The sequence below is a fragment of the Bradyrhizobium sp. 27S5 genome, from assembly GCF_037217225.1.
Taxonomy (GTDB): domain Bacteria; phylum Pseudomonadota; class Alphaproteobacteria; order Rhizobiales; family Xanthobacteraceae; genus Bradyrhizobium; species Bradyrhizobium septentrionale.
On sequence record NZ_CP147714.1, the window covers coordinates 7,746,989 to 7,769,052 of the forward strand.

The 22,064-nt window shown below is 65.5% G+C and carries 17 protein-coding genes and 1 pseudogene; 4 read left to right on the forward strand and 14 right to left on the reverse strand.

Annotated elements, in window-relative coordinates; translation table 11 throughout:
- The first annotated feature begins 207 nt into the window (after nt 1-207).
- A pseudogene (locus tag WDM24_RS36560) lies at nt 208-1,802 on the forward strand (DUF882 domain-containing protein).
- Between the two features lie 31 nt (nt 1,803-1,833).
- Here the strand turns inward: WDM24_RS36560 and WDM24_RS36565 are convergent.
- The 3 genes from WDM24_RS36565 to WDM24_RS36575 form a co-directional block, all read right to left on the reverse strand.
- Nucleotides 1,834-3,600: an adenylate/guanylate cyclase domain-containing protein gene (locus tag WDM24_RS36565; RefSeq protein ID WP_338829168.1), complete on the reverse strand. Its 1,767-nt coding sequence runs from the start codon at nt 3,598-3,600 to the stop codon at nt 1,834-1,836.
- 159 nt (nt 3,601-3,759) lie between these two features.
- Nucleotides 3,760-4,032 carry a DUF2312 domain-containing protein gene (locus WDM24_RS36570; RefSeq protein ID WP_029085502.1) on the reverse strand — a complete coding sequence of 91 codons (273 nt, stop codon included), beginning with the start codon at nt 4,030-4,032 and terminating at the stop codon, nt 3,760-3,762.
- Between the two features lie 174 nt (nt 4,033-4,206).
- Nucleotides 4,207-4,509, reverse strand: coding sequence for a DUF1244 domain-containing protein (locus WDM24_RS36575; protein ID WP_076862154.1), 303 nt, complete (start codon nt 4,507-4,509; stop codon nt 4,207-4,209).
- A 196-nt stretch (nt 4,510-4,705) separates the two neighbouring features.
- On the opposite strand from WDM24_RS36575, the gene WDM24_RS36580 reads away from it, so the two are divergent.
- Nucleotides 4,706-5,314 (forward strand): DUF1036 domain-containing protein, encoded by a 609-nt coding sequence (locus WDM24_RS36580; protein ID WP_338829170.1) that lies wholly within the window; start codon nt 4,706-4,708, stop codon nt 5,312-5,314.
- On the forward strand, nt 5,311-6,747 hold the full coding sequence (gene pyk / locus WDM24_RS36585) for a pyruvate kinase (RefSeq protein WP_338829171.1): 1,437 nt from the start codon (nt 5,311-5,313) through the stop codon (nt 6,745-6,747). The genes WDM24_RS36580 and pyk overlap by 4 nt, the downstream gene beginning before the upstream one ends.
- Nucleotides 6,748-6,778: 31 nt before the next feature.
- Here the strand turns inward: pyk and WDM24_RS36590 are convergent, their stop codons facing one another.
- Nucleotides 6,779-7,207: an OsmC family protein gene (locus tag WDM24_RS36590; protein ID WP_029085498.1), complete on the reverse strand. Its 429-nt coding sequence runs from the start codon at nt 7,205-7,207 to the stop codon at nt 6,779-6,781.
- A 174-nt stretch (nt 7,208-7,381) separates the two neighbouring features.
- Complete coding sequence (locus tag WDM24_RS36595; protein ID WP_029085497.1) at nt 7,382-8,056, reverse strand: TetR/AcrR family transcriptional regulator; 675 nt, start codon at nt 8,054-8,056, stop codon at nt 7,382-7,384.
- Nucleotides 8,057-8,493: 437 nt separating this feature from the next.
- On the opposite strand from WDM24_RS36595, the gene WDM24_RS36600 reads away from it, so the two are divergent.
- Nucleotides 8,494-9,996: a hypothetical protein gene (locus tag WDM24_RS36600; protein ID WP_338829172.1), complete on the forward strand. Its 1,503-nt coding sequence runs from the start codon at nt 8,494-8,496 to the stop codon at nt 9,994-9,996.
- A gap of 179 nt (nt 9,997-10,175) precedes the next feature.
- Here the strand turns inward: WDM24_RS36600 and WDM24_RS36605 are convergent, their stop codons facing one another.
- The 9 genes from WDM24_RS36605 to tolB form a co-directional block, all read right to left on the reverse strand.
- Nucleotides 10,176-11,375, reverse strand: coding sequence for an ABC transporter substrate-binding protein (locus WDM24_RS36605; RefSeq protein WP_338829173.1), 1,200 nt, complete (start codon nt 11,373-11,375; stop codon nt 10,176-10,178).
- 121 nt (nt 11,376-11,496) lie between these two features.
- The gene (locus tag WDM24_RS36610) at nt 11,497-11,910 is read right to left on the reverse strand and encodes a DUF3052 domain-containing protein (RefSeq protein WP_338829174.1); all 414 of its coding nucleotides are present in this window, start codon (nt 11,908-11,910) and stop codon (nt 11,497-11,499) included.
- Nucleotides 11,911-11,922: 12 nt separating this feature from the next.
- The gene (gene ftsH / locus WDM24_RS36615; RefSeq protein WP_029085493.1) at nt 11,923-13,845 is read right to left on the reverse strand and encodes an ATP-dependent zinc metalloprotease FtsH; all 1,923 of its coding nucleotides are present in this window, start codon (nt 13,843-13,845) and stop codon (nt 11,923-11,925) included.
- A 258-nt stretch (nt 13,846-14,103) separates the two neighbouring features.
- A complete protein-coding gene (gene tilS / locus WDM24_RS36620; RefSeq protein ID WP_338829175.1) occupies nt 14,104-15,126 on the reverse strand; it encodes a tRNA lysidine(34) synthetase TilS in 1,023 nt (340 codons plus the stop codon).
- Nucleotides 15,127-15,177: 51 nt separating this feature from the next.
- On the reverse strand, nt 15,178-16,221 hold the full coding sequence (ybgF, locus tag WDM24_RS36625) for a tol-pal system protein YbgF (protein WP_338829176.1): 1,044 nt from the start codon (nt 16,219-16,221) through the stop codon (nt 15,178-15,180).
- Between the two features lie 249 nt (nt 16,222-16,470).
- Nucleotides 16,471-16,965: a peptidoglycan-associated lipoprotein Pal gene (gene pal / locus WDM24_RS36630; RefSeq protein ID WP_029085490.1), complete on the reverse strand. Its 495-nt coding sequence runs from the start codon at nt 16,963-16,965 to the stop codon at nt 16,471-16,473.
- A 272-nt stretch (nt 16,966-17,237) separates the two neighbouring features.
- On the reverse strand, nt 17,238-17,972 hold the full coding sequence (locus tag WDM24_RS36635; protein ID WP_338829177.1) for an N-acyl amino acid synthase FeeM domain-containing protein: 735 nt from the start codon (nt 17,970-17,972) through the stop codon (nt 17,238-17,240).
- 173 nt (nt 17,973-18,145) lie between these two features.
- Nucleotides 18,146-20,470: an EAL domain-containing protein gene (locus WDM24_RS36640; RefSeq protein WP_338829178.1), complete on the reverse strand. Its 2,325-nt coding sequence runs from the start codon at nt 20,468-20,470 to the stop codon at nt 18,146-18,148.
- A gap of 184 nt (nt 20,471-20,654) precedes the next feature.
- Entirely contained in the window at nt 20,655-21,998 is a 1,344-nt protein-coding gene (gene tolB / locus WDM24_RS36645; RefSeq protein WP_029085487.1) for a Tol-Pal system beta propeller repeat protein TolB, read from the reverse strand.
- Nucleotides 21,999-22,064 lie beyond the last annotated feature (66 nt).

The window sequence follows — 22,064 nt, forward strand, 5'->3', positions numbered from 1 at the left end:
GCGGGATCGTTTATGTTAACCATTACCCACCTCTGCCGCGGAACTGGGCTATCTTTTGCCACAGTCGCCCAGTTAGTTAAGCCTAACTTGGGGGCGGGTCGGTAAACCTCGGTTAACCGTCCCGCTTTAAGAAAGCGTTCACCGTCTTTCGCGGGGGGTCTGCGAAAGGTGCCGACCGAACGCTCGTCGACTTGGGTGGGCTCATTAGTGCTGGCTGTCTTCGCACGCCGCTGCAATCTGCTGTCGCTGCCTAAGGCCGGGTACCAAGTCGGCCTGAGCGCGCTATTGCTATTGGCGGGCGCGGGATCGGTGCACGACGCGACGGCGCTGAACCAGACCCGCACCCTCTCTTTCCACCACACCCATTCCGGCGAAGACCTCACCGTCACCTTCAAGCGCGATGGCCGCTACGACGAAGCCGCGCTGAAGCAGCTCAATCACTTCCTGCGCGACTGGCGCTCCCAGGATGAGACGGTGATGGACCGTCACTTGTTCGACATCCTCTGGGAAGTCTATAGCGACGTCGGCGGCAAGCAGCCGATCCAGATCATCTCCGCCTACCGCGCCCCCGCCACCAACGCCATGCTCCGCCGCCGTTCCTCGGGCGTTGCGCGCCACAGCCAGCACATGCTGGGGCATGCGATGGACTTCTTCATCCCGGGCGTGCCGCTGGAGCAGATTCGCTTCGCCGGCCTCCGCCTGCAACGCGGCGGCGTCGGCTTCTATCCGACCTCGGGCTCCCCGTTCGTGCATCTCGACACCGGCAGCATTCGCCACTGGCCCCGCATGACCCGCGAGCAGCTGGTCAGGGTGTTCCCCGACGGCCGCACCGTCCATGTCCCGACCGACGGCACGCCGCTGAAGGGCTATGAGCTCGCCAGGGCCGACATCGAGCGCCGCGGCGATGGTGACAATGCAGCTGTTATCAGCAAGCCGAACCTGTTCGCGAAACTGTTCGGCGTCGGCAAGTCGGGCGACGACGAGGACGAAGGTTCGTCTGCTGTGAACGACAAGCCCGCGGCCAATACCGTGGTCGCAGCCGCAGCGCCCGCCAAAGCCGCCGATCCCGTTCCGATGCCGCGCGCCAAGCCGCAGCAGTTCGCCGCCGCCATCCAGCTTGCCGCCGCCGACGCGCAGCTCGTCCCGATGCCGAAGGCCAAGCCCGCAGTGCAAGTGGTTCAGACGGCCGAGAGCACCGCGCCGCAATCGCCTGCCGATATCATCAATGCCCGCGGCTTCTGGGGTGACGATTCAGCGGCGCCGAAGCAGGCATCGGCGGCGCAGATCGCCGCGCTGAAGGCCCGTGAAGCCGTCGGCGCCGCCGATCCGCAGACCACCGCCAGCGCGACCGAGAACTTCAACAAGGCGCTGGCCTACGTTCCGGCCAGCTCGCCGGTCGATCGCGCCAACATCGTCGCGGCGACAGCGCCGATCCCGCGCAATGTACGGCCGGCCCGCAATGCGGCTGCGCCGGCCACCGAAATCAACACCGTCGTTGCGAAGGGCGCGCCCGGCCAGGGCGTGATCACCACGTCGGCGCGGATCTCGGCTGCCCGGGGCAACGACGTCTGGATGCGCGTGGTGATGCTGGCGCCGAGCGCGAGCACCGGCATGCTGACCACGGTGCTGGGCGACACCGATATGAGCCTGATGCGGGCGCACTTCGTGAAGCCGCAGGCCGCCGTCGCCATGACCTTCTCGAAGATCCGATGATGGGCATGACCTGCGACCGCTTCTCGGGCTCGGCGACAAGCCTCCTGACGACCCAGTCGTTCGTGCTGCGCACCGCCTCGCTGCGCTAGCTCTTCCCACAATATCCCTTCATCGAGCCGGTCAGGCCGGCAGTCCCGCCTTGAACAGGCCGGCCTCGTAGCGCGCCCGGTCGGGCTCGCGCTTGTAGTGCTGGGTCGTCAGATGGGCGGCGACCGAGAAGGCCGGCTCGCGCTTCATCACCTCGGCGGCGTGCGCCGAGGCCGCCACCGGGTTACCCATCTGCGCCAGGGTCGCCGCGAGGAAGGCGTGATGGGTGTGGTCGGGCCGTGTGATCCGCGAGAACGCCTCGGCCGCATCGGCGTATTTCTCGGCACAATAGCAGGCGCGGCCGAGATGGCTCCAGAAGCGCTCCGGATGGAACGGATTGAGGCGCATCGCCCGCTTGATCCAGTCAATGCCCTCCTCCGGCCGCCCGAGCCAGGTCAGGAGCTCGCCCTGCTGCACGACGACGAGGTCGTAGTTCGGGTTGAGCGCGAGCGCGCGCTCCTGATGGAAGGTTGCCTTGTCATGGTCGTCGCGGTTGAGGTTCAGCGCGGCGAGGATCCGGTGCACGTCGCTGTCGTTGTCGTCGAGCTTGAGAGCGATCTCGAGCTCGGCGGCCACCTGCGCGAAGGTCGCGTCGCGATCCTCGCACCAGTTGTAGACCCAGGTCTGCCCGAGCACGCAGGCCCGCCAGGCGTGCGCGTGCGCATAGTTGGGATCCAGCACGATGGCGCGCTCGAGCAGGCGCTGCGCCTCCGCATTGTCGTCGCGCGCCGAACGATGATGCAGCACCTTGGCGGCCAGCACGCACTCATAGGCCGCCATGTTGTCGGTCGGCTTGCGCTTGACGCGGTCATGCGCGGCGGCCTCAACGCGCCCCGGCAGCGTCGCCACGATCGCGCGCGTCATCTCGTCCTGGATGGCGAAGATATCGGCCAGCTCGCGGTCGTAGCGCTCGGCCCAGACGTGCCTGTCCGCCTCGGCATCGATCAGCTGCACCGTGACGCGGATCCGGCCACCCGCCTTGCGCACGCTGCCCTCCAGCACATAGTCGACGGCGAATTCCTTCGCGACGTCCTGCACCTTCACGGCCTTGCCCTTGTACACAAAGGCCGAGTTGCGCGAGATCACGAGCAAATCGTGGAAGCGCGACAGCTCGGTGATGATGTCCTCGGTGAGCCCGTCGGCGAAGAATTCCTGCTCCGGATCGCCGCTCATGTTGACGAGCGGCAGCACCGCAATCGACGGCTTCCTGGCGATGACGGGCGCGGCCGCCGCCCCCTTCGACTGTTCGGCAACGGCCCTGGCATCTGCTCCGAGATGGACGCGGAAAACCCGGATCGGGCGCGCGATGTTCTTGACGGTCTGATCGCCGAGATCCTCGAAGCTCAGATCTTCCAGGCGATCGCCGACCTGATCGCGTACCGCGCCGGAAATGCAGATGCCGCCGGGCTCGGCCAGCACCTCGAGGCGGGACGCGACATTGACGCCGTCGCCGAAGATGTCGGCGCCGTCAACGATCACATCGCCGAGATTGATGCCGATGCGAAACTGCATCCACCGCGCCGGCGCGACGTCGGCGTTGCGTTTGGCCATCCGGCGCTGCACCTCGGCCGCGCACAGCACCGCATCGACGACGCTGTGGAACTCGACCAGCAGGCCATCGCCGGTGGTCTTGATGATGCGGCCGCGATTCTTGGTGATGGCCGGATCGATCAGTTCGATCCGATGGGTCTTGAGGCGCGCAAGGGTGCCCGTCTCGTCAGCCTCCATGAGCCGACTAAAGCCGACCATATCGGCGGCGAGCACCGCAGCGAGCCGGCGCTCTGGTCCTGGCACGTCCATTTGAACGATCTGCCCGGTTACCTCGCCGGGCAGTCTAGCAGTTCACGGGATTTCACCCAAGCCTTGTTCATCCAAGCCATGTTCGCCGAAGCCATGAACGCGCCTCGGGCGCCCGAAGGGCCGCCCGGCGCCGCTTGCCGGCCGAAAACGCCGGCCGCCTCAGAGCATCCCAAGCGCCTGCATGTAGGTCTCCAGGATGGTCTCCTGCTCCTGGCGCTCGTTGGCGTCCTGCTTGCGCAGGCGCACGATGGTGCGCAGCGCCTTGACGTCGAAGCCGTTGCCCTTGGCCTCGGCATAGACGTCACGGATGTCGTCCGAGATCGTCTTCTTTTCTTCTTCCAGCCGCTCGATGCGCTCGATGATGGACTTGAGCTGGTCCTTGGCAAATCGCGTTGCGGGCTCATCCTGAACGGCGGCAGACGTGGTGGCCATCGCGTACTCCTGAAATGGCAATGAAATGTCGCGCGAATACGCGCCACGCGCACCGCTTGCTGCGGGCGACCCTCGATTTTGGCGCACGTTCCGTCAAGGAAACATCGCGCTCATCCACAGCGCGCCCACAGGAGATGCAGGCGGCCACGGAACTGACGCCACACAGGCTGAGATTTAATGCCCGCTTTGGGCCTTCTTCATCGCCGCGAGCTGCTCCGGCGTCGCGCTGCCCTGATACTTCGCCTTCCATTCCTCATAGGGCATGCCGTAGACCGCTTCGCGGCTCTCGTCCTTGCTCACGGCAAGGCCCTTGGCGTCGGCCTCTTCCTTCATCCAGTTGGACAGGCAGTTGCGGCAGAAGCCGGCCAGGTTCATCAGGTCGATGTTCTGGACATCGGTCCGGTTGCGCAGATGATCGACGAGGCGCCGGAAGACCGCGGCCTCGAGTTCTGTTCTGGTTTTGTCGTCAATGCTCATCTTCGTGATCCCGGTGTGTCGCGCTCACCATATTGATATCAAGTGGGAATTGTCACAGATTTTGCCATATCGGCGCGCAAAACGGACCTGTCCGGCCGGATTTGCCCTGGTCCCGCAGCATGGCAGATGGCGCCCGCCCGTTGACAGTGCCTGCCGGGCACGCGAAATCGATAATGATTTGATATAGCTTCGCCGCATGAGCCCAACAGATTCTCCCGCCTCAGCTCCCCGCACCATCCGCCTGATCCTGGCCGGCATCCTGCCGGTGCTGGCGCTTGTCGCGACATGCCTGTGGACGAGCCCGGCGGCCGCCGATTTCCGGCTCTGCAACAACACGTCGAGCCGGGTCGGGATCGCGCTCGGCTACAAGGACGCCGAGGGCTGGACCACCGAAGGCTGGTGGAACGTGTCCTCGCGGACCTGCGAGACCTTGCTGCGCGGCAACCTTGTGGCGCGCTACTACTACATCTACGCTCTCGACTATGATCGCGGCGGCGAATGGTCCGGCCAGGCCTTCATGTGCTCGCGCGACAAGGAATTCACCATCAAGGGTACCGAGAATTGCCTAGCGCGCGGCTTTGACCGCACCGGCTTCTTCGAGGTCGACACCGGCGAGCAGCGTGCATGGACCGTCCAACTGACCGAAGCCAACGAACAACAGCCGCAGAAAGTACCGGGAATGCCGGGCGGCGTGGGCCCAGGAAGCCCCGGAGCGATGCCGGGCCTGCCGAACCCGCCGCCGGGCGCAGCGCCTCCGGGCGCGTCTGGTCTGCCGCCAGCCGCACCACCCGGAAACAAACAATGAGACGACTGCGTCGAATCAAGATCCTCGCAACGCTCGGCCCGGCCTCCTCAGACAGTGCGATGATCCGCAAGCTGTTCGAGGCGGGCGCCGACGTCTTCCGCATCAACATGAGCCACACCCCGCATGACAAGATGCGGGAGCTGGTCAAGACCATCCGCAATGTCGAATCGAGCTACGGCCGGCCGATCGGCATTTTGGTCGACCTACAGGGGCCGAAGCTGCGGGTCGGCGCGTTTGCGGAAGGATCGACCCAGCTGAAGAACGGCCAGAGCTTCATTCTGGATTCCGACAAGACGCCCGGCGACAACAGCCGCGTCCAGCTCCCGCATCCGGAAATCCTCGCCGCGCTCCGGCCCGGACATGCGCTGCTGCTCGACGACGGCAAGGTGCGGCTGATCGCCGAGGAAACCTCGCCCGACCGCGCGGTGACGCGCGTCGTGATCGGCGGCAAGATGTCGGACCGCAAGGGCGTCAGCCTGCCCGACACTGATCTGCCCGTCTCCGCGATGACCGCAAAGGACCGCGCCGACCTGGAGGCCGCGCTGCCGGAGGGGATCGACTGGGTCGCGCTGTCCTTCGTGCAGCGTGCCGAGGACGTGATCGAGGCCAAGAAGATGATCCGCGGCCGTGCCGCCGTGATGGCTAAGATCGAGAAGCCGCAGGCGATCGACCGCCTCGCCGACATCATAGATGCGGCGGACGCGCTGATGGTGGCGCGCGGCGATCTCGGTGTCGAACTGCCGCTGGAGCGGGTGCCGAGCCTGCAGAAGCAGATGATCCGGATGGCGCGGCGCGCCGGCCGGCCCGTGGTGGTCGCGACCCAAATGCTGGAATCGATGATTCAGGCGCCGGTGCCGACGCGCGCCGAAGTCTCCGACGTCGCCACCGCCGTCTACGAGGGCGCCGACGCCATCATGCTGTCGGCAGAATCGGCCGCCGGCAAATTCCCGGTTGAGGCGGTCTCGACGATGAACCGCATCGGCGAGGAAGTGGAGCGCGACCCGACCTATCGCAGCGTGCTCAACGCGCAGCGCGTCGATCCGGAGCCGACGGTGGGCGACGCCATTGCTGACGCCGCGCGGCAGATTGCCGAGACGCTCGATCTGTCGGCGATCATCTGCTGGACCTCTTCGGGTTCAACCGCGATCCGCGTCGCGCGCGAGCGGCCCAAGGTCCCCGTGGTCGCGATCACGCCGAACCTCGTCACCGGCCGAAAGCTCGCGGTAGTGTGGGGCGTCCATTGCGTGGTCGCCGAGGACGCCCACGATCTCGACGACATGGTCGACCGCGCCGGCTCGATTGCGTTCCGCGACGGCTTTGCCAAGGCCGGCCAGCGCGTCATCATCGTCGCCGGCGTGCCGCTGCGCGCGCCCGGCACCACCAACATGCTGCGCATCGCCTCGGTCGGCCCGAACGGCGACGCGCAGCTCTAACGTGCTCCGCCGTGCTTGAGGCGCGCGACGCTCAGCCCTGCAACGACGCGTCGAGCGTGATCTTGGTGTTGAGCAGTTTCGACACCGGACATCCGGCCTTCGCCTTGCCGGCCAGTTCCTGGAACGCCGCGTTGTCGGCACCCGGAATCTTCGCCGACAGCGTCAGGTGCACCGCGGTGATGGCAAAGCCGTCGCCGACCTTCTCCAGCGTCACATCGGCCCTGGTCTCCATGTGCTCGGCCGTGAGCTTGGCTTCGCCCAGGATCAGCGACAGCGCCATCGTGAAGCAGGCGGCGTGCGCCGCGCCGATCAGCTCCTCGGGGTTCGAACCGGGCTTGCCCTCGAAGCGGCTGGCGAAGCCATAGGGGTAATCCGAGAGCGCGCCGCTCTTGGTCGAGATCGCGCCCTTGCCGTCCTTGATGCCGCCCTGCCATTTAGCCGAGCCGTGGGTTGTCGTCATGCGTTGCTCCGTGAGGTGGTTGTGCCCAGCCCCGAAACTACAACGCCAATGCGACAGAAGCGTTCGCTGTGCTCCCGGCGCCAGAGCGTTTTCGAGCGAAGTGGACGCCGGTTCGCGTGAAGAAAACTCGTCAAAACAGCAATCCAGAGCTTCGGTTCGATCAGAACCGAAGCGCTAGGCGCCGACCAGCGCCTTCGCCGGGGTTGTCGCCTGCACCACGAGGCCGCGGGCGCGCGCATCCATGACGCCGACCGCGCGCAGCGCCAGCAGCGTCACGGTTTGCACCGCATCGCGCAGCTTGATCGGATCGTCGAGATTGGCCGGCGCCAGCGGGCCGAGCAGCGCTTCGTGCAGCGCGCCGAGCAAGGCCGTGGCGGCCAGCGCCGTATCCTGTGCCGGCAGATGCCCGGCACGCACGGCGGCGTCGATGCGCATGGCAAGCTCGCCGGAGATATCGCGGCGGCTGGCGAGGCGCGAGGCGGTGACGTCGACATCGACAGGCTCGGCCAGGATGCCCCAGGCGAGCTTGCGCTGCGACAGCACGTGGACCGCAATCGTCGTCACCGCGGTGGCCAGCGCCGACGACGGTCCGGGCGCGGCATCAGCGGCGCGCCGGATCGCGGACAATTCGTCGCGCGAGACTTCCGTGATCAATTCCGAGATCAGCTCGGCCTTGGACGGGAAATAGCGATAGACCGTCCCGGCCGCGACGTTAGCCCGCACCGCAACGGGTGCGATCTGGACCGCCGCCATGCCGCCCGCTGCCGCCGCGTCCCGCGCCGCCGACAGGATGGCGCTGCGCCGGGCGGCCAGCCGTTTCACGACCTGATGAGTTCGCCGGTAGACCATGGCGTTCCGTCCCCCACCGTGCGCCCCGGCCGGCGCCCACCGGCAGAACACACGCGTCTTCAATGTTTTGAACGATTGATCCCGCAATCGTCTGAAGAAGTGAACAACTATTCAGACTGGTTGACAAGCTGGAATTGTAGGGATTTTTTACAACCGCCGATGCCACCTCTGATTGAGCCGGCGGCGCTTCGGCCAGCGTCGGCCACGGGATGTAGTGACCCGCTGCTCGCGGTTGGCGGCTGCGATCACGTCGGAGCATGATCGAGATAGTAAATCGCGCGCTAACATGATCGCTCGAAATCGAGACGTCTGATCTCGCGCTGGTCCACGATGTCGCGGCCGCATTTACCCGAATTTATCGGTAGCCGTGGTCGAGTGCGCTTAAGCGCCACGCGTGGCGTTGTCTCTCGATGCATCGGGCCGAAACCAGAAAGCGCATGTCACTCTCCATCACCAGCAGCGTGATCAGCCGCAATGCGGCGCGAGGACTGGTGCCGCTGTGCGCCGCCGTGGGCGCCTATCTGTTTTACCTCTCGGCCGGCGAAATCCTGCTGCGCGATTCCGATACGATGTGGCAGATCAGGATCGGGCAGTGGATCCTCGAACACGGCGCGATGCCGACCACTGATGTGTTCTCGTTCACCCGCTATGGCGAGGCCTGGATCTCGAGTTCGTGGCTGTCGCAAGTGGTGTTTGCGCTGGTGTATGGCGGCGATTGGGCCGGGCCGGTGATCCTGACGTCGATCGCGATCGGCGCGACGGTTGCGATCTTTCTCAATCTCCTGAGCCCGTATTTCGATCCGGCGCGTGCCGTCCTGATCACGGCACTGGCGCTGCTGCTGTCGACGATCCACTTCTTCGCGCGGCCCCACGTGCTGGCGCTGCCGGTGCTGCTGGCGTTCATCGGCGGCCTGATGGCGGCCGCAGATCGCCGCACCTCACCGTCATGGTGGCTGCTGCCGCTGATGGCGCTCTGGGCCAATCTGCATGGCGGCTTCGTTCTCGGCCTGGCGCTGATCGGACCGATCGGACTGGAAGCCGTCTGGAGCGCGGAGCCCAGCCGCCGCCGTCAGCTCGTGGTGCGATGGGGACTGTTCGGCCTCGCCGCGCTGGCCGCGAGCTGCGTGACGCCCTACGGCTGGAATAGCCTGCTGGGCGCGACCAAGATCCTCAGCCTCGGCAAGCTGCTGACGCTGATCGGGGAGTGGAAGCCCGCGGATTTCAGCAAGCCCAGCTTCTTCGAAGCCACGCTGCTCGGCCTGATCGGCCTGATCTGCTATCGCAGGCTGACCCTGTCGGTGCCGCGGATCCTGCTGCTGCTCGGCCTGATCTGGATGGCGCTGAGCCATGTCCGCAACATCGAGGTGTTCGCGTTCATCGCCCCATTGGTGCTCGCAAAACCGATCGCCGAACAATGGGGAATGGCGCGCGCTGCCGCGTCCCGCTTCGAGGAGACCCGCGCGATCCCCGTCGTCACCATCCTGGCTGCGATCGCGATGGTGATCGGAGCATGGGTGACGACGACGATGTTCGTCGCGCAGCATCAGTTCAAGTTCCTGCCGCAGTTCTCGCCCGTGGCCGCGGTCGATGTTCTTCAGCAGCACAAGGCGCAGCGCGTCTTCAGCACCGCGCCGTTCGGCGGCTACATGGTGAGCCGCGACATGAAGGTGTTCATCGACGGCCGCGCCGAGCTCTATGGCGAGCAATTCGTGCTCGACTATTACGATGCGCTGGACGCCCGCGACGTCGGCCAACTGCTCGGCCTGCTCGACAAATACCGGATCGACACCACGTTGCTGAGCTCGGACTCTCCCGCCGGAAACGCGCTGGACCATCTGAAGGGCTGGAAGCGGCTGTACAAGGACGACATCGCCGTCATCCATGTGCGATCGGACGAGACGAAGGCTGGCGCGGTCCCGGCAGGCGAGAGCGCGAAGTAGGCTGCGCTGTCGCGTTCTCCTGAAGCGCAGTTCCGTCACCCTGAGGAGCGCGAAGCGCGTCTCGAAGGGTCGACGGCCACCGGCCGGGCCGTGCATCCTTCGAGACGCGCGCAAGAGCGCGCTCCTCAGGATGACGGGGATGGTGTGGAGCGCGAGTTCACGTGTATTCGACTCAGCCCTCAATTCCCCGTCTGAAGCTCGCCGAAGCGATCCCAGGTCTTGCCGTTGAAGCGCATCAGCTGCATCTGGTCGACCGGCACGTGGTCGGACCGCGACGTGTTGACCTTGATGCCCGGCAGCAGCATCGGCAATTCCAGGTCCTTGATCGCAAACGCCTGCCGCAGGATGTTCTCGGTCGAGAGATCGCCGCCGCAGGCCTTCAGCACCGCCTCCAGCACCATCGCGCTGTTGTAGGCGTTGACATAGTTGGTGTCGTGCTGATCGCCATCGGGCAAATATCTGGTCATGAATTCGCGCCAGCCCTTCACGCCGGAATCGTCCTTCCAGGCCGGATCGTCCGGGTCCTTCACATAGGCCGTCGAGATGATGCCGGTGCCGGCTTCGACGCCGGCCGGCTGCATCACCGTCGAAATCCACACCGCGGTGTTGGAGAGGAAGGTCATCGGCCGCCAGCCGATCTCATAGGCCTTGCGGATCGACTGCGCCGCGAATTTCGGCGTCGCGGCGATCACGAAGACGTCGGCGTTGGTCGCCTTCAGCTGAACGATCTGCGAGTCGATGGTTGGCTCAGTGATCTCGTATTTCGCAACGGTGACGACGGAATCATATTTCTCGCCGAGCACGTCCTTCAGGCCGGCGAGATAGTCGCCGCCGTAATCGTCGTTCTGCGAGATCACCGCAAATCTCGCATTCGGATTCTTCGCCAGCGCATAGCGCGCGTAGAGCCGCGCCTCGTAGCGGAACGGCGCCTGCACGCCCATCGTCGCCTGCGGGAATTGCGTGATGTCGCCGAATTTCGAGGCGCCGGAAGCCAGGAACAGCTGCGGGATGTTCTTGCCCTGCAGGTACTTTGCGATCGCGGTGTTGTGCGCGGTGCCGATCGAGGAGAAGATCAGCGCGACCTCGTCGCTCTCGACGAGGCGGCGGGTCTGCTCCACCGTCTTCGGCGTCGCGTAGGAATCGTCCAGCGAGATGAAGTTGATCTTGCGGCCATTGATGCCGCCGCGCTCGTTCAGCATCCTGAAATAGCCGGCCTCGCCCTTGCCGAGCGCGCCGAACGCCGACACTGGCCCGCTATAGGGCATGGTCTGGCCGATCCTGATTTCGGTTGATGTGACGCCGCGCATCTCGGCGGCGAATGAAACGGTGGGCAGCAGCAGGAATGAAATGGCGCCAAGCGCGCCGAATGCCTTGCGCATCGGCCTCCCCTCCCCTTTTTGTTGCCGCGCGTCTTGGAGGACGCGGCCGTGCCGTTGAATGGCTTGGCGCGAGGATGCCACGGCCCCCCGACGCAGGCCAAGCATATTCGCCGCGACGATCTCAGCGCTTGTCGCGCTCCTTGAGAGGGATCACGAATTTCAGTCCCGACCAAACCGCATCGACGGCGCAGACCTTGACGTCGACCAGGCCGGACGCGAGCCCGGCCTCGCGCACGACCGTGTCGTCGAGATCGGTCGCGACGCCGGACGTCTTCTTCGGCCACGACACCCAGATCATGCCGCGAGGTGCGATCGCCTCGCGGTAGCGCCGCAGCTTGGCGGCGAGCCCCTTGGCCTCGGCGGCGAACAGATGCACGGCATCGAGCGGCGCCCGCGCGGTCTTCGCGATCCGCAGATCGGCGGGCAGTTCGCCGATGATGTCAGGATAGGAAACAGACGGCCCGTCGACAAAAATACAAAAGCCCGGCTTGAGGCCGAGCTTTTGCACAATCGGTTTGCCGGAACTGCCGGCCATGGCAGGCGAGGCTTATGCCTGCGGCTGCGGCTCCATGCCGGTGTCCGGATCGGGACGCGGGCGCGGCTTGCCGGCGGGCGGCACTGCGGATGCGCGCGGCGTCGAGGGCTCCAGCACCGACTCGCGGTTGGGCTTCTTGCCCTTCAGCAGGTCGATGATTTCGTCGCCGGTCAGCGTCTCGAACTCGAGCAGGCCCTTGGCGAGCGCCTCGAGATCTTGCCGCTTCTCGGTGAGGATCTTGGTCGCCTCGTTGTAGCCTTCCTCGACCAGACGCCTGATCTCGGAGTCGATCTTCTGGACGGTCGCCTCGGACGCATTCTGGGTGCGCGAGACCGACATGCCCAGGAACACCTCGTCCTGGTTCTCGCCGTAGGAGACGGTGCCGAGCTCTTCCGACAGGCCCCAGCGCGTCACCATCATGCGGGCCAGGCGGGTCGCCTGCTCGATGTCGGAGGCGGCGCCCGAGGTCACCTTCTCGCGGCCGAAGATCAGCTCTTCCGCGACGCGGCCACCCATCATGATGGCAAGGCGCGACGTCATCTGCTCCAGCGACATCGACAGCTTGTCGCGCTCCGGCAGCTGCATCACCATGCCGAGCGCACGGCCGCGCGGAATGATGGTCGCCTTGTGGATCGGATCGGTCGCGACGACGTTGAGGCCGACGATGGCGTGGCCGCCCTCGTGATAGGCCGTCAGCAACTTTTCTTCCTCGGTCATGACGAGCGACTTGCGCTCGGCGCCCATCATCACCTTGTCCTTGGCCTCTTCGAACTCGGCCTGCGTCACCATCCGCTTGTTGCGGCGGGCGGCGGTCAGCGCAGCCTCGTTGACGAGGTTCATCAGGTCGGCGCCCGAGAAGCCCGGGGTGCCGCGCGCGATGGTCTTGAGGTTGATATCCGGCGCCAGCGGCACCTTGCGGACGTGAACCTTGAGGATCTGCTCGCGGCCGACGACGTCCGGATTCGGCACCACGACCTGGCGGTCGAAGCGGCCGGGACGCAGCAGCGCGGGATCGAGCACGTCGGGACGGTTGGTCGCCGCGATCAGGATCACGCCCTCGTTGGCCTCGAAGCCGTCCATCTCGACCAGCAACTGGTTCAGCGTCTGCTCGCGCTCGTCGTTGCCGCCGCCGAGGCCGGCGCCGCGATGACGGCCGACCGCGTCGATTTCGTCGATGAAGATGATGCAGGGCGCGTTCTTCTTGGCCTGCTCGAACATGTCGCGGACACGGCTCGCGCCGACGCCGACGAACATTTCGACGAAGTCAGAACCGGAGATGGTGAAGAACGGCACATTGGCCTCGCCTGCGACCGCGCGCGCGATCAGCGTCTTGCCGGTGCCGGGAGGGCCGACCAAGAGCACGCCGCGCGGAATGCGTCCGCCGAGCCGCTGGAATTTGCCGGGGTCGCGGAGGAATTCGACGATCTCCTGCAGGTCCTGCTTGGCCTCGTCGACACCCGCGACGTCCTCGAACGTCACGCGGCCATGCGCCTCGGTCAGCATCTTGGCGCGCGACTTGCCGAAGCCCATCGCCTTGCCGGCGCCGCCTTGCATCTGCCGCGACAGGAAGATCCAGACGCCGATCAGCGCGATGAACGGCAACCATGAGACGAGCAGCGAGACGAACCACGGCACGTTGTCGCCGGGCGCCTTCGCGGTGATCTGCACCTTGGCGTCATAGAGGCGCTTCACGAGCGTCGGATCGCTCGGCGCGTAGGTCTGGAAGCTCGTGCCATTGTTGAAGGTGCCGTGAATATCGGGCCCCTGGATCACGACATCACGGACATGGCCCTGATCGACTTCAGTCAGAAGCTGCGAGAACGAGATGTCCGAGGACGACGAGCGCTGGCCAGGATTCTGGAAAAGCGTGAACAACGCCAGCAACAGCAGGACAATGATGACCCAGAGGGCGAAATTCCGCAGATTGGCGTTCATGGTCTTCCTTCGTGGTCGCGCGGATCGCGGCCTCTCTCTATCCTTGGGCAGGCTCTGTTGGAATCCCCAGGGAATCCATCCCGTCGATGGCATACAATCTAGGTGCCGCTGGGGTCGATGCCAAGGGAACCACGCATGACTATTTACCGCATCCTAGCGCGATTCCCGGTCAAAAAATGGCGCTAAATCCCGTGTTTTCCGGGGGTGGTTAAGCCTCTTTGCCGGATTATGACAGCGATTGAAACAATCGAACCCGGCTCAGCGGGAACGCGCCCGGCGCGGCGGCGCCGGCCCGATCCTGATACGACCGCCGCCGACGCTGATAACGGCTCCGGCAAGCGTCTGTTTCAGCTTCGGTTCGCGCTTCCCGAGGGCCTCATCGACGGCGGCGAGCAGGGTTTCGACCTTGCCGAGTTCGGCCGGGCCCTCATGTCCGGTGCGGTCGATCGCGCGCTTGAGGAGGCGAAGCCGGATTTCCTCAGGCATCGCCGCGAACAGTGCCGCCTCGAAGCCGTTGCGCGGGTTATCCTCGCTTTTCAATGCAAGATTGTGCTCGGCGCCGTCGACCAGCACCTCCAGGGCGGTGTTGGCGCGCGCGATCCGCGCGGCAAGCCGCGCCAGGTTCCGCGCATCGCCGCCCTCCTCCGCCAGCATCGGCATCAACGCGCGCAGCCGCGGACGCGTGAACGCGGGATCGCGATTGGTCGGATCGTCGGCAAAGCCGATGCGCGCCTTCTTCAGCGTTGCGATCAGCTCTGCCTTGGAGATTTCGAGCAGTGGCCGCGTCAGCCAAACGCCGTCGCGCGCGGTCTCGCGCGCCATCGCCGAGAGGCCTGCGATGCCGCTGCCGCGCAGCAGCCGCATCAACAGCGTCTCGGCCTGATCGTCGCGGGTGTGTGCGGTCAGGATGTGCGTGGCGCCATGCTTGCGCGCAGCCTGCGCGAGCAGGCGGTAGCGGGCCTCGCGCGCGGCCGCCGGCAGGCCGGTCCCGGGTTTGGGCCCGCTCCAGCGCAGCGTTTGATGTGGCAGGTCGAGGCTGTGCGCCAGCCGCTTGACGTCGCGCGCCTCGCGCGCCGCTTCAGGACGCAGGCCGTGATCGACCGTGACCGCCACCAGCCGTGGTCCGCGCGCGAGCGCGCGGCGCCAGCGCGCGGCCAGCCACATCAGCGCAACTGAATCGGGACCGCCTGACACCGCGAGCACGATCGCCGGCGCGGACGAAAGCCCTGCGAACAGGCGCTTGGCGTCCCTTGCCGGGATGGCGGATTGATCGTCGGGCATCGCAAAACCAGCATGTCACGAGGAGGCCGGACGTGGCCTCCCGCATCTGGTTTAGCACTTCACGCGCTTCTGCTCGCGGTCAACCGCGGCTTTAACCCCGCCGGATGCGCGCGGATACTTCCGCGTCACCTCGCCGAACGCGGCGCAGGCGGCTTCCTTCTCCTTCAGCGCCGCCAGCGACTGGCCGAGCCGCAACAGGGCGTCGGGCGCCTTCGCGGACTTGTCGAACTTGGTGGTCACGCCGAGGAAGGTTTCGGCAGCGTCGCGATACTGCTGGCGCTGGAAATAGCTTTCGCCGAGCCAGTATTGCGAGTCCGCCACCAAGGGATCGCTCGGATACTTCGTGGCGAAGTTCTTCATCGTCTCTTCGGCGAGCGCATAGTCCTTGCGCTGCATGTAGCCGATGCCGAGGTCGAACTCGTCCTTCGACGTGGCCGACGGCGGCAATGTGGTCAGGGCCGCGCTCGCGCCGGGCGCCCGCGGTGGGCTGGTGTTGCCGAGATCGAGCGGCTCGCCCGCCCCGCGGCCGCCGGGAGCACCGACCGCCGCTTCGCCTTGCATCGGCATCTGACCACCGCCAAGCGCGCGCGGGGCGCCCGGGGCGTTCGGGTTCTGGCTCGGATCAAAGGCGTCACCGCGACCGCGTCGGCCGGGCGCCGCCGACGGCGCAGCCTCCTGCACGATCGGCGCGGGCGCGGCGATCTGCTGCTGGTCGTAGCCGCCCTGCGACTGCCGGCCATAGCCTGGCTGCGGCTGGCCGTATCCCTGCTGCGGCTGGGCGTAGCCGGGCTGGGCTTGCGGATAGGCCTGCGGCTGCTGCGCCGGCGGCACCGCCGCGACGCCGGGCTGGGCCGCCGGAGGCTGTCCGCCCGGGCCGGGCGGCTGGCCGCCGAGCTGGCGCAGCCGCTCCTCGAGCTGGCGGTTGCGGTACTGCAACTCCTCGTTCTGCCCGGTCAGCTGGCGCAGCTGATTCTCGAGCCGCTCGATCCGCATTTCGGCATCGGAATCGTCGGATTGGGCAAACACTGGTGAGGAAACGGCGAACAGCGCCGCGATCGCCGCGGCGGTGGAAAGGAAATGAAGCCTGGATGACATTTTGCCCTGACGACGAGATCGACGTGAAAAGCGAGCGACATTGAGGGACGGAGTACGCCAGAATTGTGACTGGCACTTCAAATCCGGGACAGCGCCGCGGACACCGGTTTAGTACGGACGCCGGAACAAGCAAGCGGCCAATTGCGCGCAGCTTCGTTCATCAAGATGACGGCGCCTCAGTGTTTCCTGCGGCCAAAACAAAACCGGCGCCCGAAGGCGCCGGCTTGGAAGAATTCATTCAGACTCGCGTCAGGAGCTGGCGTTCAGCACGGTGACGGCGCGGCGGTTCTGCGACCAGCAAGAGATGTCGTTGCAGACCGCGACCGGGCGCTCCTTGCCGTAGGAGATGGTGCGCATGCGGCTCGGATCGATGCCGCGCGAAGCGAGATAGGAGCGGACCGATTGTGCCCGGCGGGCACCGAGCGCGATGTTGTATTCGCGCGTGCCGCGCTCGTCGGCGTGACCTTCGATGGTGAAGGAATAGCGGTTATAGGTCTGCAGCCACTGCGCCTGCTTGTCCAGCGTCGCGGTCGCCTGCGGGCTCAGATCGGTCTGATCGCTCTCGAAAAACACGCGGTCGCCGACATTGACCACAAAATCCTGCTGGCTGCCCGGGGTCGCGGCGCCCCCAATTGCGCCATTGGCGTCCAGCGGGTTCTTGTTGGCGCAGGCACCCATCGACAGCGCCACCGCCAGAACCGCGGCCAGCTTCATACCCTGGAGGATACGCATCTGATATTTCATTCGGGAGCCTCCACGCTCACGCTCTTCGTACTGGTCCATTGGGTCTACAGGGCGATGGTTAAGCGAACGTTCCGTCAACCTTGACGAGACCTTGCTGGACCCCATCAAATGCCGCGCAATGCCGAAAAGCGCCGCCGATGGTTAATGGGTGGCAAATGTGGCGCGATGGTGAAGGGAAGGCAAGGTTCGCGGGAACCGGCCGCTTTTGCAGGACAATTTGGCCTGCGGCGCAACAGTCGATGGACGCCAGATCGATCAGATCGCCGGTGTGCTCAGGGATTCGGCACGATCGAGGCGCGCTCGAACGGCCGGACGATACCGTCGGGCTGCAACTGGCCTTCCCGGTCGAACAGCATCCGCCGCTCGAACGCGCTGGAGCGCAGGAACGGATAGCGGGCGAGCACACGCTCCCGCACCGACGGCAGATGCGAGGCCATCAAGCCGACCGGCTTCACGAGCCCGGGATAGAGCCGCGCCTCCGACCAGGTTTCGTGCAGGAACACCCGCCGGTAGAACGCCATGTGCTCGGGCCGGACCGGCGCCAGGCCGTAATCGGCATTGAAATGCACGCCGGCGGTCGAGCCGAGACGCACCGTGACATAGGGCAGTTCCGGATTGTTCCGCGCCTTGTCGGGATCGGCAACGAAGCGCGTTGAATCGATGAAGACCAGACCCTGATCGAGCTTCGGCTGCAATATATCGTCGAACACATCGAGCGTCGGCGAGGTGCGCCACTCCGGCGTCACCACGGTGATGCGAATCGAGCTGCAGAGTTCGCCGTGAAGATAGACGCCGAACACCCACGCGTTCGGTGCCTCATCGAACCGATCGACCACGCGCTCGTCCGCCGACGGCCGGATCGCGCCTTCGCGCAGATAGGCGCGATAGCGGAGGCGGTAGATCTCGTCTTTCTGTTCCGGGGTCTGAGCGAGACGGTAGTCGACTTGATCCAGAGGGTCCGCAAGCCTTCCTGTCGCGGGCTTGATGGCTTCGGCCGCGGACCTCATTTAGTACTCCCCTGAACAACCCAACAACTTCAACGCGAGCCAAAAGATTAACAGCTTCTTAATTTTCGTCAAAGCAATCGCGGCAATACAGTTAACCCCTGACCGCAAGGGTGCACTTCGAATCGTGCAGTCGAAGGTTCTCACAACTATCGATTGAAGGCCTTGGCGCCGGATCAAGCGATCGAGCGCGACGGAACCACGTGCAACTGCTCGTCGGGGCGGCGGCCGTGCGAAGCGTTGAGCAGCTGGCGGATGCGCACCGCGGGAACCGGCCGGCTGAACAGGTAGCCCTGTGCTTCGGTCACCGCGCCGTCGGCACTGATCAGTTCCAGCTGCTCGTTGGTCTCGATGCCCTCGACCACGACCGACATGCCGAGATCCGCCGACAGCCGCGCCACGCCGCGCAGCAAGGTGAGCGGGCGATCGCTGTCGATGCCTTCGAGGAAGGAGCGGTCGATCTTGACCTTCTGCAGCGGGAAATTGTGCAGGTAGCTGAGCGACGAGTAGCCGGTGCCGAAATCATCCAGCGAGATCCGCACGCCGAGCGAACGCAGCTGCGACAGCACGTCGTGGGTCAGCTCGGTGTTGTGCAGCAGCGAAGATTCGGTGATCTCGATCTCGAGACGGTGCGCCGGCAGGCCGGAGACCTCGAGCGCGTAGCGCACCTCGCTCAGCACATCGCGCTGATGGAACTGCTGCGGCGAGAAATTGACCGCGACGCTGACCGCCTCGGGCCACTTCATGCACTCCATGCAGGCCTTGCGCAGGATCCAGCGGCCGAGATCGACGATCAGGCCCATGTCCTCAGCGACCGGGATGATGTCGACGGGAGAGACGGTGCCGCGCGCCGGATGGTTCCAGCGCAACAGCGCCTCGCAGGTCGAGACCTTGCCGGACTTGAGGTTGATCAGCGGCTGGTAGAACAGCTCGAATTCCTCGTTGGCGAGCGCCTTGCGCAGATCGAGCTCGAGGATGCGGCGGGCCTCGACGGTTTGCGCCATCTCGTCGCGGAAGAAGCAGAAGGTGCCGCGGCCGTCGGCCTTGGCGCGGTAGAGCGCCATGTCGGCATTCTTCAATAGCGTATCGGCGCCGACACCCGGCGCGGTCATCGCGATGCCGACGCTGGCGCCGATCTCGACCAGGTGGTTGTCGATCTTGTAGCGCTCGCTGAGGCGGTCGACGATGCGCCGCGCCAGTGCGGCGGCGTCCTCGTGCGAGTGGATGTTCTGCTGGAACACCACGAACTCGTCGCCGCCGAACCGCGCCACGAAGTCTTCCGGACGCAGCATCTCGCGCAGCCGTTCGGCAACCGCGCAGAGCAGCTGGTCGCCGCAGGGATGGCCAAGCGTATCGTTGACCTGCTTGAACTGGTCGAGGTCGACGAACAGCAGCGCGGAGCGGTGGTCGCCGTGCTGCATGGTGAGCAGCCGGCCGATCTCGTCGCGGAAATTGACGCGGTTGGGCAGCGCGGTCAGCTCGTCGTAGCGCGCGAGGTGGCTGATCCGGGCCTCGGCGTCCTTGCGCTCGGTGATGTCCTCGACCAGCACGACGGTGCCGCCGCCGGCCATCGGCTGGAAGGTCCAGTCCAGCGAGCGGTTCTTGGCGGAATCGGGGTCGCTGGTGACGATATCGCCGCGCTGCGAACTCTCGATCTCGTACAGGATCTGCTGCGCGGCCGCGGCCGAGATCGAGCCGGACAGGACGCAGGCATTGCAGATGTCGGTCGCGCTGGCGCCGCGCTGCACGAAGTCGTCCGACAGCTGCATCATCTCGATGAAGCGGTGGTTCATCACCGCAAGGCGGCCGTCGGCGCTGAACATGCACAGGCCGTGCGGCATGTTGTTCAGCGCGGTATCGAACTGGCCCGCCAGCGCGGCTTCGCGCTCCTTGGCGATCCAGGCGTTGACGTAGATCCGCTGCAGGCTGGTCGTGAGGTGGCGGATGGCGCTGAAGAACACCAGGCTGAGCAGCGCAAGCGCGATGTGATAGGGACCGCCGACATACATCAGCGCCGCGATTAGGGGACCGATCGACATCAATAGATGCAGGTGGAAGATCTGCGGCCGGCCAAAGGTCCGTCCGACCCCCGCCGAGGTGTAGGCGACCACCGTGGTCACGCACAGCATGTGGGCGGCGGCATCCTTGGTCGTGAGCAGCACGGCGGAGCCCCACAGGCCGAGCGCAATGCCGTAGGCTAGGCTGCCGATCCGGTAGCGCTTCTCCCACGCCTCGGACTCTTCGACCGTGAGCCGGGAATTGCGCTGCTGGTAGCGGTACATCTGCCACGCGCGCGCCAGACCGACCACGATGAACAGCGGCACGCACAGCCAGGACAAGAGATTGCCGGTGACAAACGCAATCACGGCGCCCGCAATGGCGGGGCCGAAGGCGCCGAAGATCATGGGCGCGGGGTTCATGAACAGGGAATCGACCAGCGCCGCGGAGATCGTCGGCGACATCGATCGGTCCGGTTCTCCCGTCTGACTTGCAAACTGCATTGTGAGAGCGCGCGTCCTTTTCAGCTCGCACTCTTACTGATCGCAGGTGAAGTCTTTCTGAGGGAATATCGTTAGCAAGTCCTTGCCGCGTCCCATTGACAGTCGAAATTCGGCATAAGATTCAGTGCGCTAGGTAAGAAGTGCCGACCGGCCCCGGGGTTCCGCGGAGCAGGTCTGCGCCGGCTCACGACAACAGCGGCGACCAGGCGGGATCGGAGGCAAATCCGGGCGTCGGCACCCGCAGCTCGTTGCGGCCGGAGACGTCGATCGTGTACAGCGACGGCCCGCTGTTGCCGCCGGGATCGCGGAAGAACATCACGACGCGCCCGTTCGGCGCAAAGGTCGGGCCTTCATTGTGGAAGCCCGAGGTCAGAATGCGCTCGCCCGAGCCGTCCGGCTTCATGATGCCGATCGCGAACTGCCCGCCGCCCTGCTTGGTGAAGGCGATGTAGTCGCCGCGCGGCGACCACACCGGCGTCGAATAGGTGCCGTCGCCGAACGAAATGCGCTGGGCCGCGCCGCCGGTCGCCGGCATCACATAGATCTGCGGCTTGCCGCCGCGATCGGACTCGAAGCAGAGCCGCGTGCCATCTGGCGCATAAGACGGAGAAGTGTCGATCGCCGGCGTGTCGGTCAGCCGCGTCATCGACTTCGAGCGCAGATCCATCACGAACAGGTTGGAGTTGCCGCCCTGCTGCAGGCTCATGATGACGCGCTGGCCGTCGGGCGAGAAGCGCGGCGAGAACGACATGCCCGGGAAGTTGCCGACGATCTCGCGCTGGCCGGTCTCGATGTTGAGCAGATAGACCCGCGGGTCGCCCTGCCCAAACTCCATATAGGTGATTTCCTGGGTCGACGGCGAGAAACGCGGCGTCAGCACCAGATCCGTGCCGCGGGTCAGATAGCGCACATTGGCGCCGTCCTGATCCATCAGCGCCAGCCGCTTGACGCGGCGATCCGCCGAGCCGCTCTCGTCGACGAACACGACGCGGGTGTCGAAATAGCCCTTCTCGCCGGTCATCCGCTCATAGATCTGGTCGGAGATGATGTGGGCGATGCGGCGCCAGTATTCCGCCGAGGTGTCGTATGACTGGCCGGCGAGCTGCTGGCCGGTGCCGACGTCCCAGAGCCGAAATTCGGCTTTCACGCGGCCGTTGCCCTGGCGGGTCATGCGGCCGACCACCAGCGCCTGTGCCTTGATGCTCGTCCAGTTATTCAGGTTCGGCGGCGCGTCGATGTTGACCTGCTTCTCGAGAAAAGCCGCCTGGTCGATCGGCGCGAACAATCCGCTGCGCTTCAGGTTGTTGGTGATGACCTGCGCAACACCGACGCCGACTTCGGTATCGCCAGGCGTGCCGGCCGAAAAATTCGGAATCGCGATCGGCACCGGCGCGAACTCGCCGCCCGGGACGGGAATCTGCTTGCGGCCGCCTTCCTGCCCGATGGCTTGACGGAAGGGTGCACCCGCAAGCGCGCCAAAGGCGGCCATTCCGGAAATCATCTGTCGGCGGTTGAGGCGAAACATCATTTCACGCAAATTATTGTTGTCGGTCATTGTCGGTAGACTTTGTCTGCTATTGGCCAAACGTCGCAG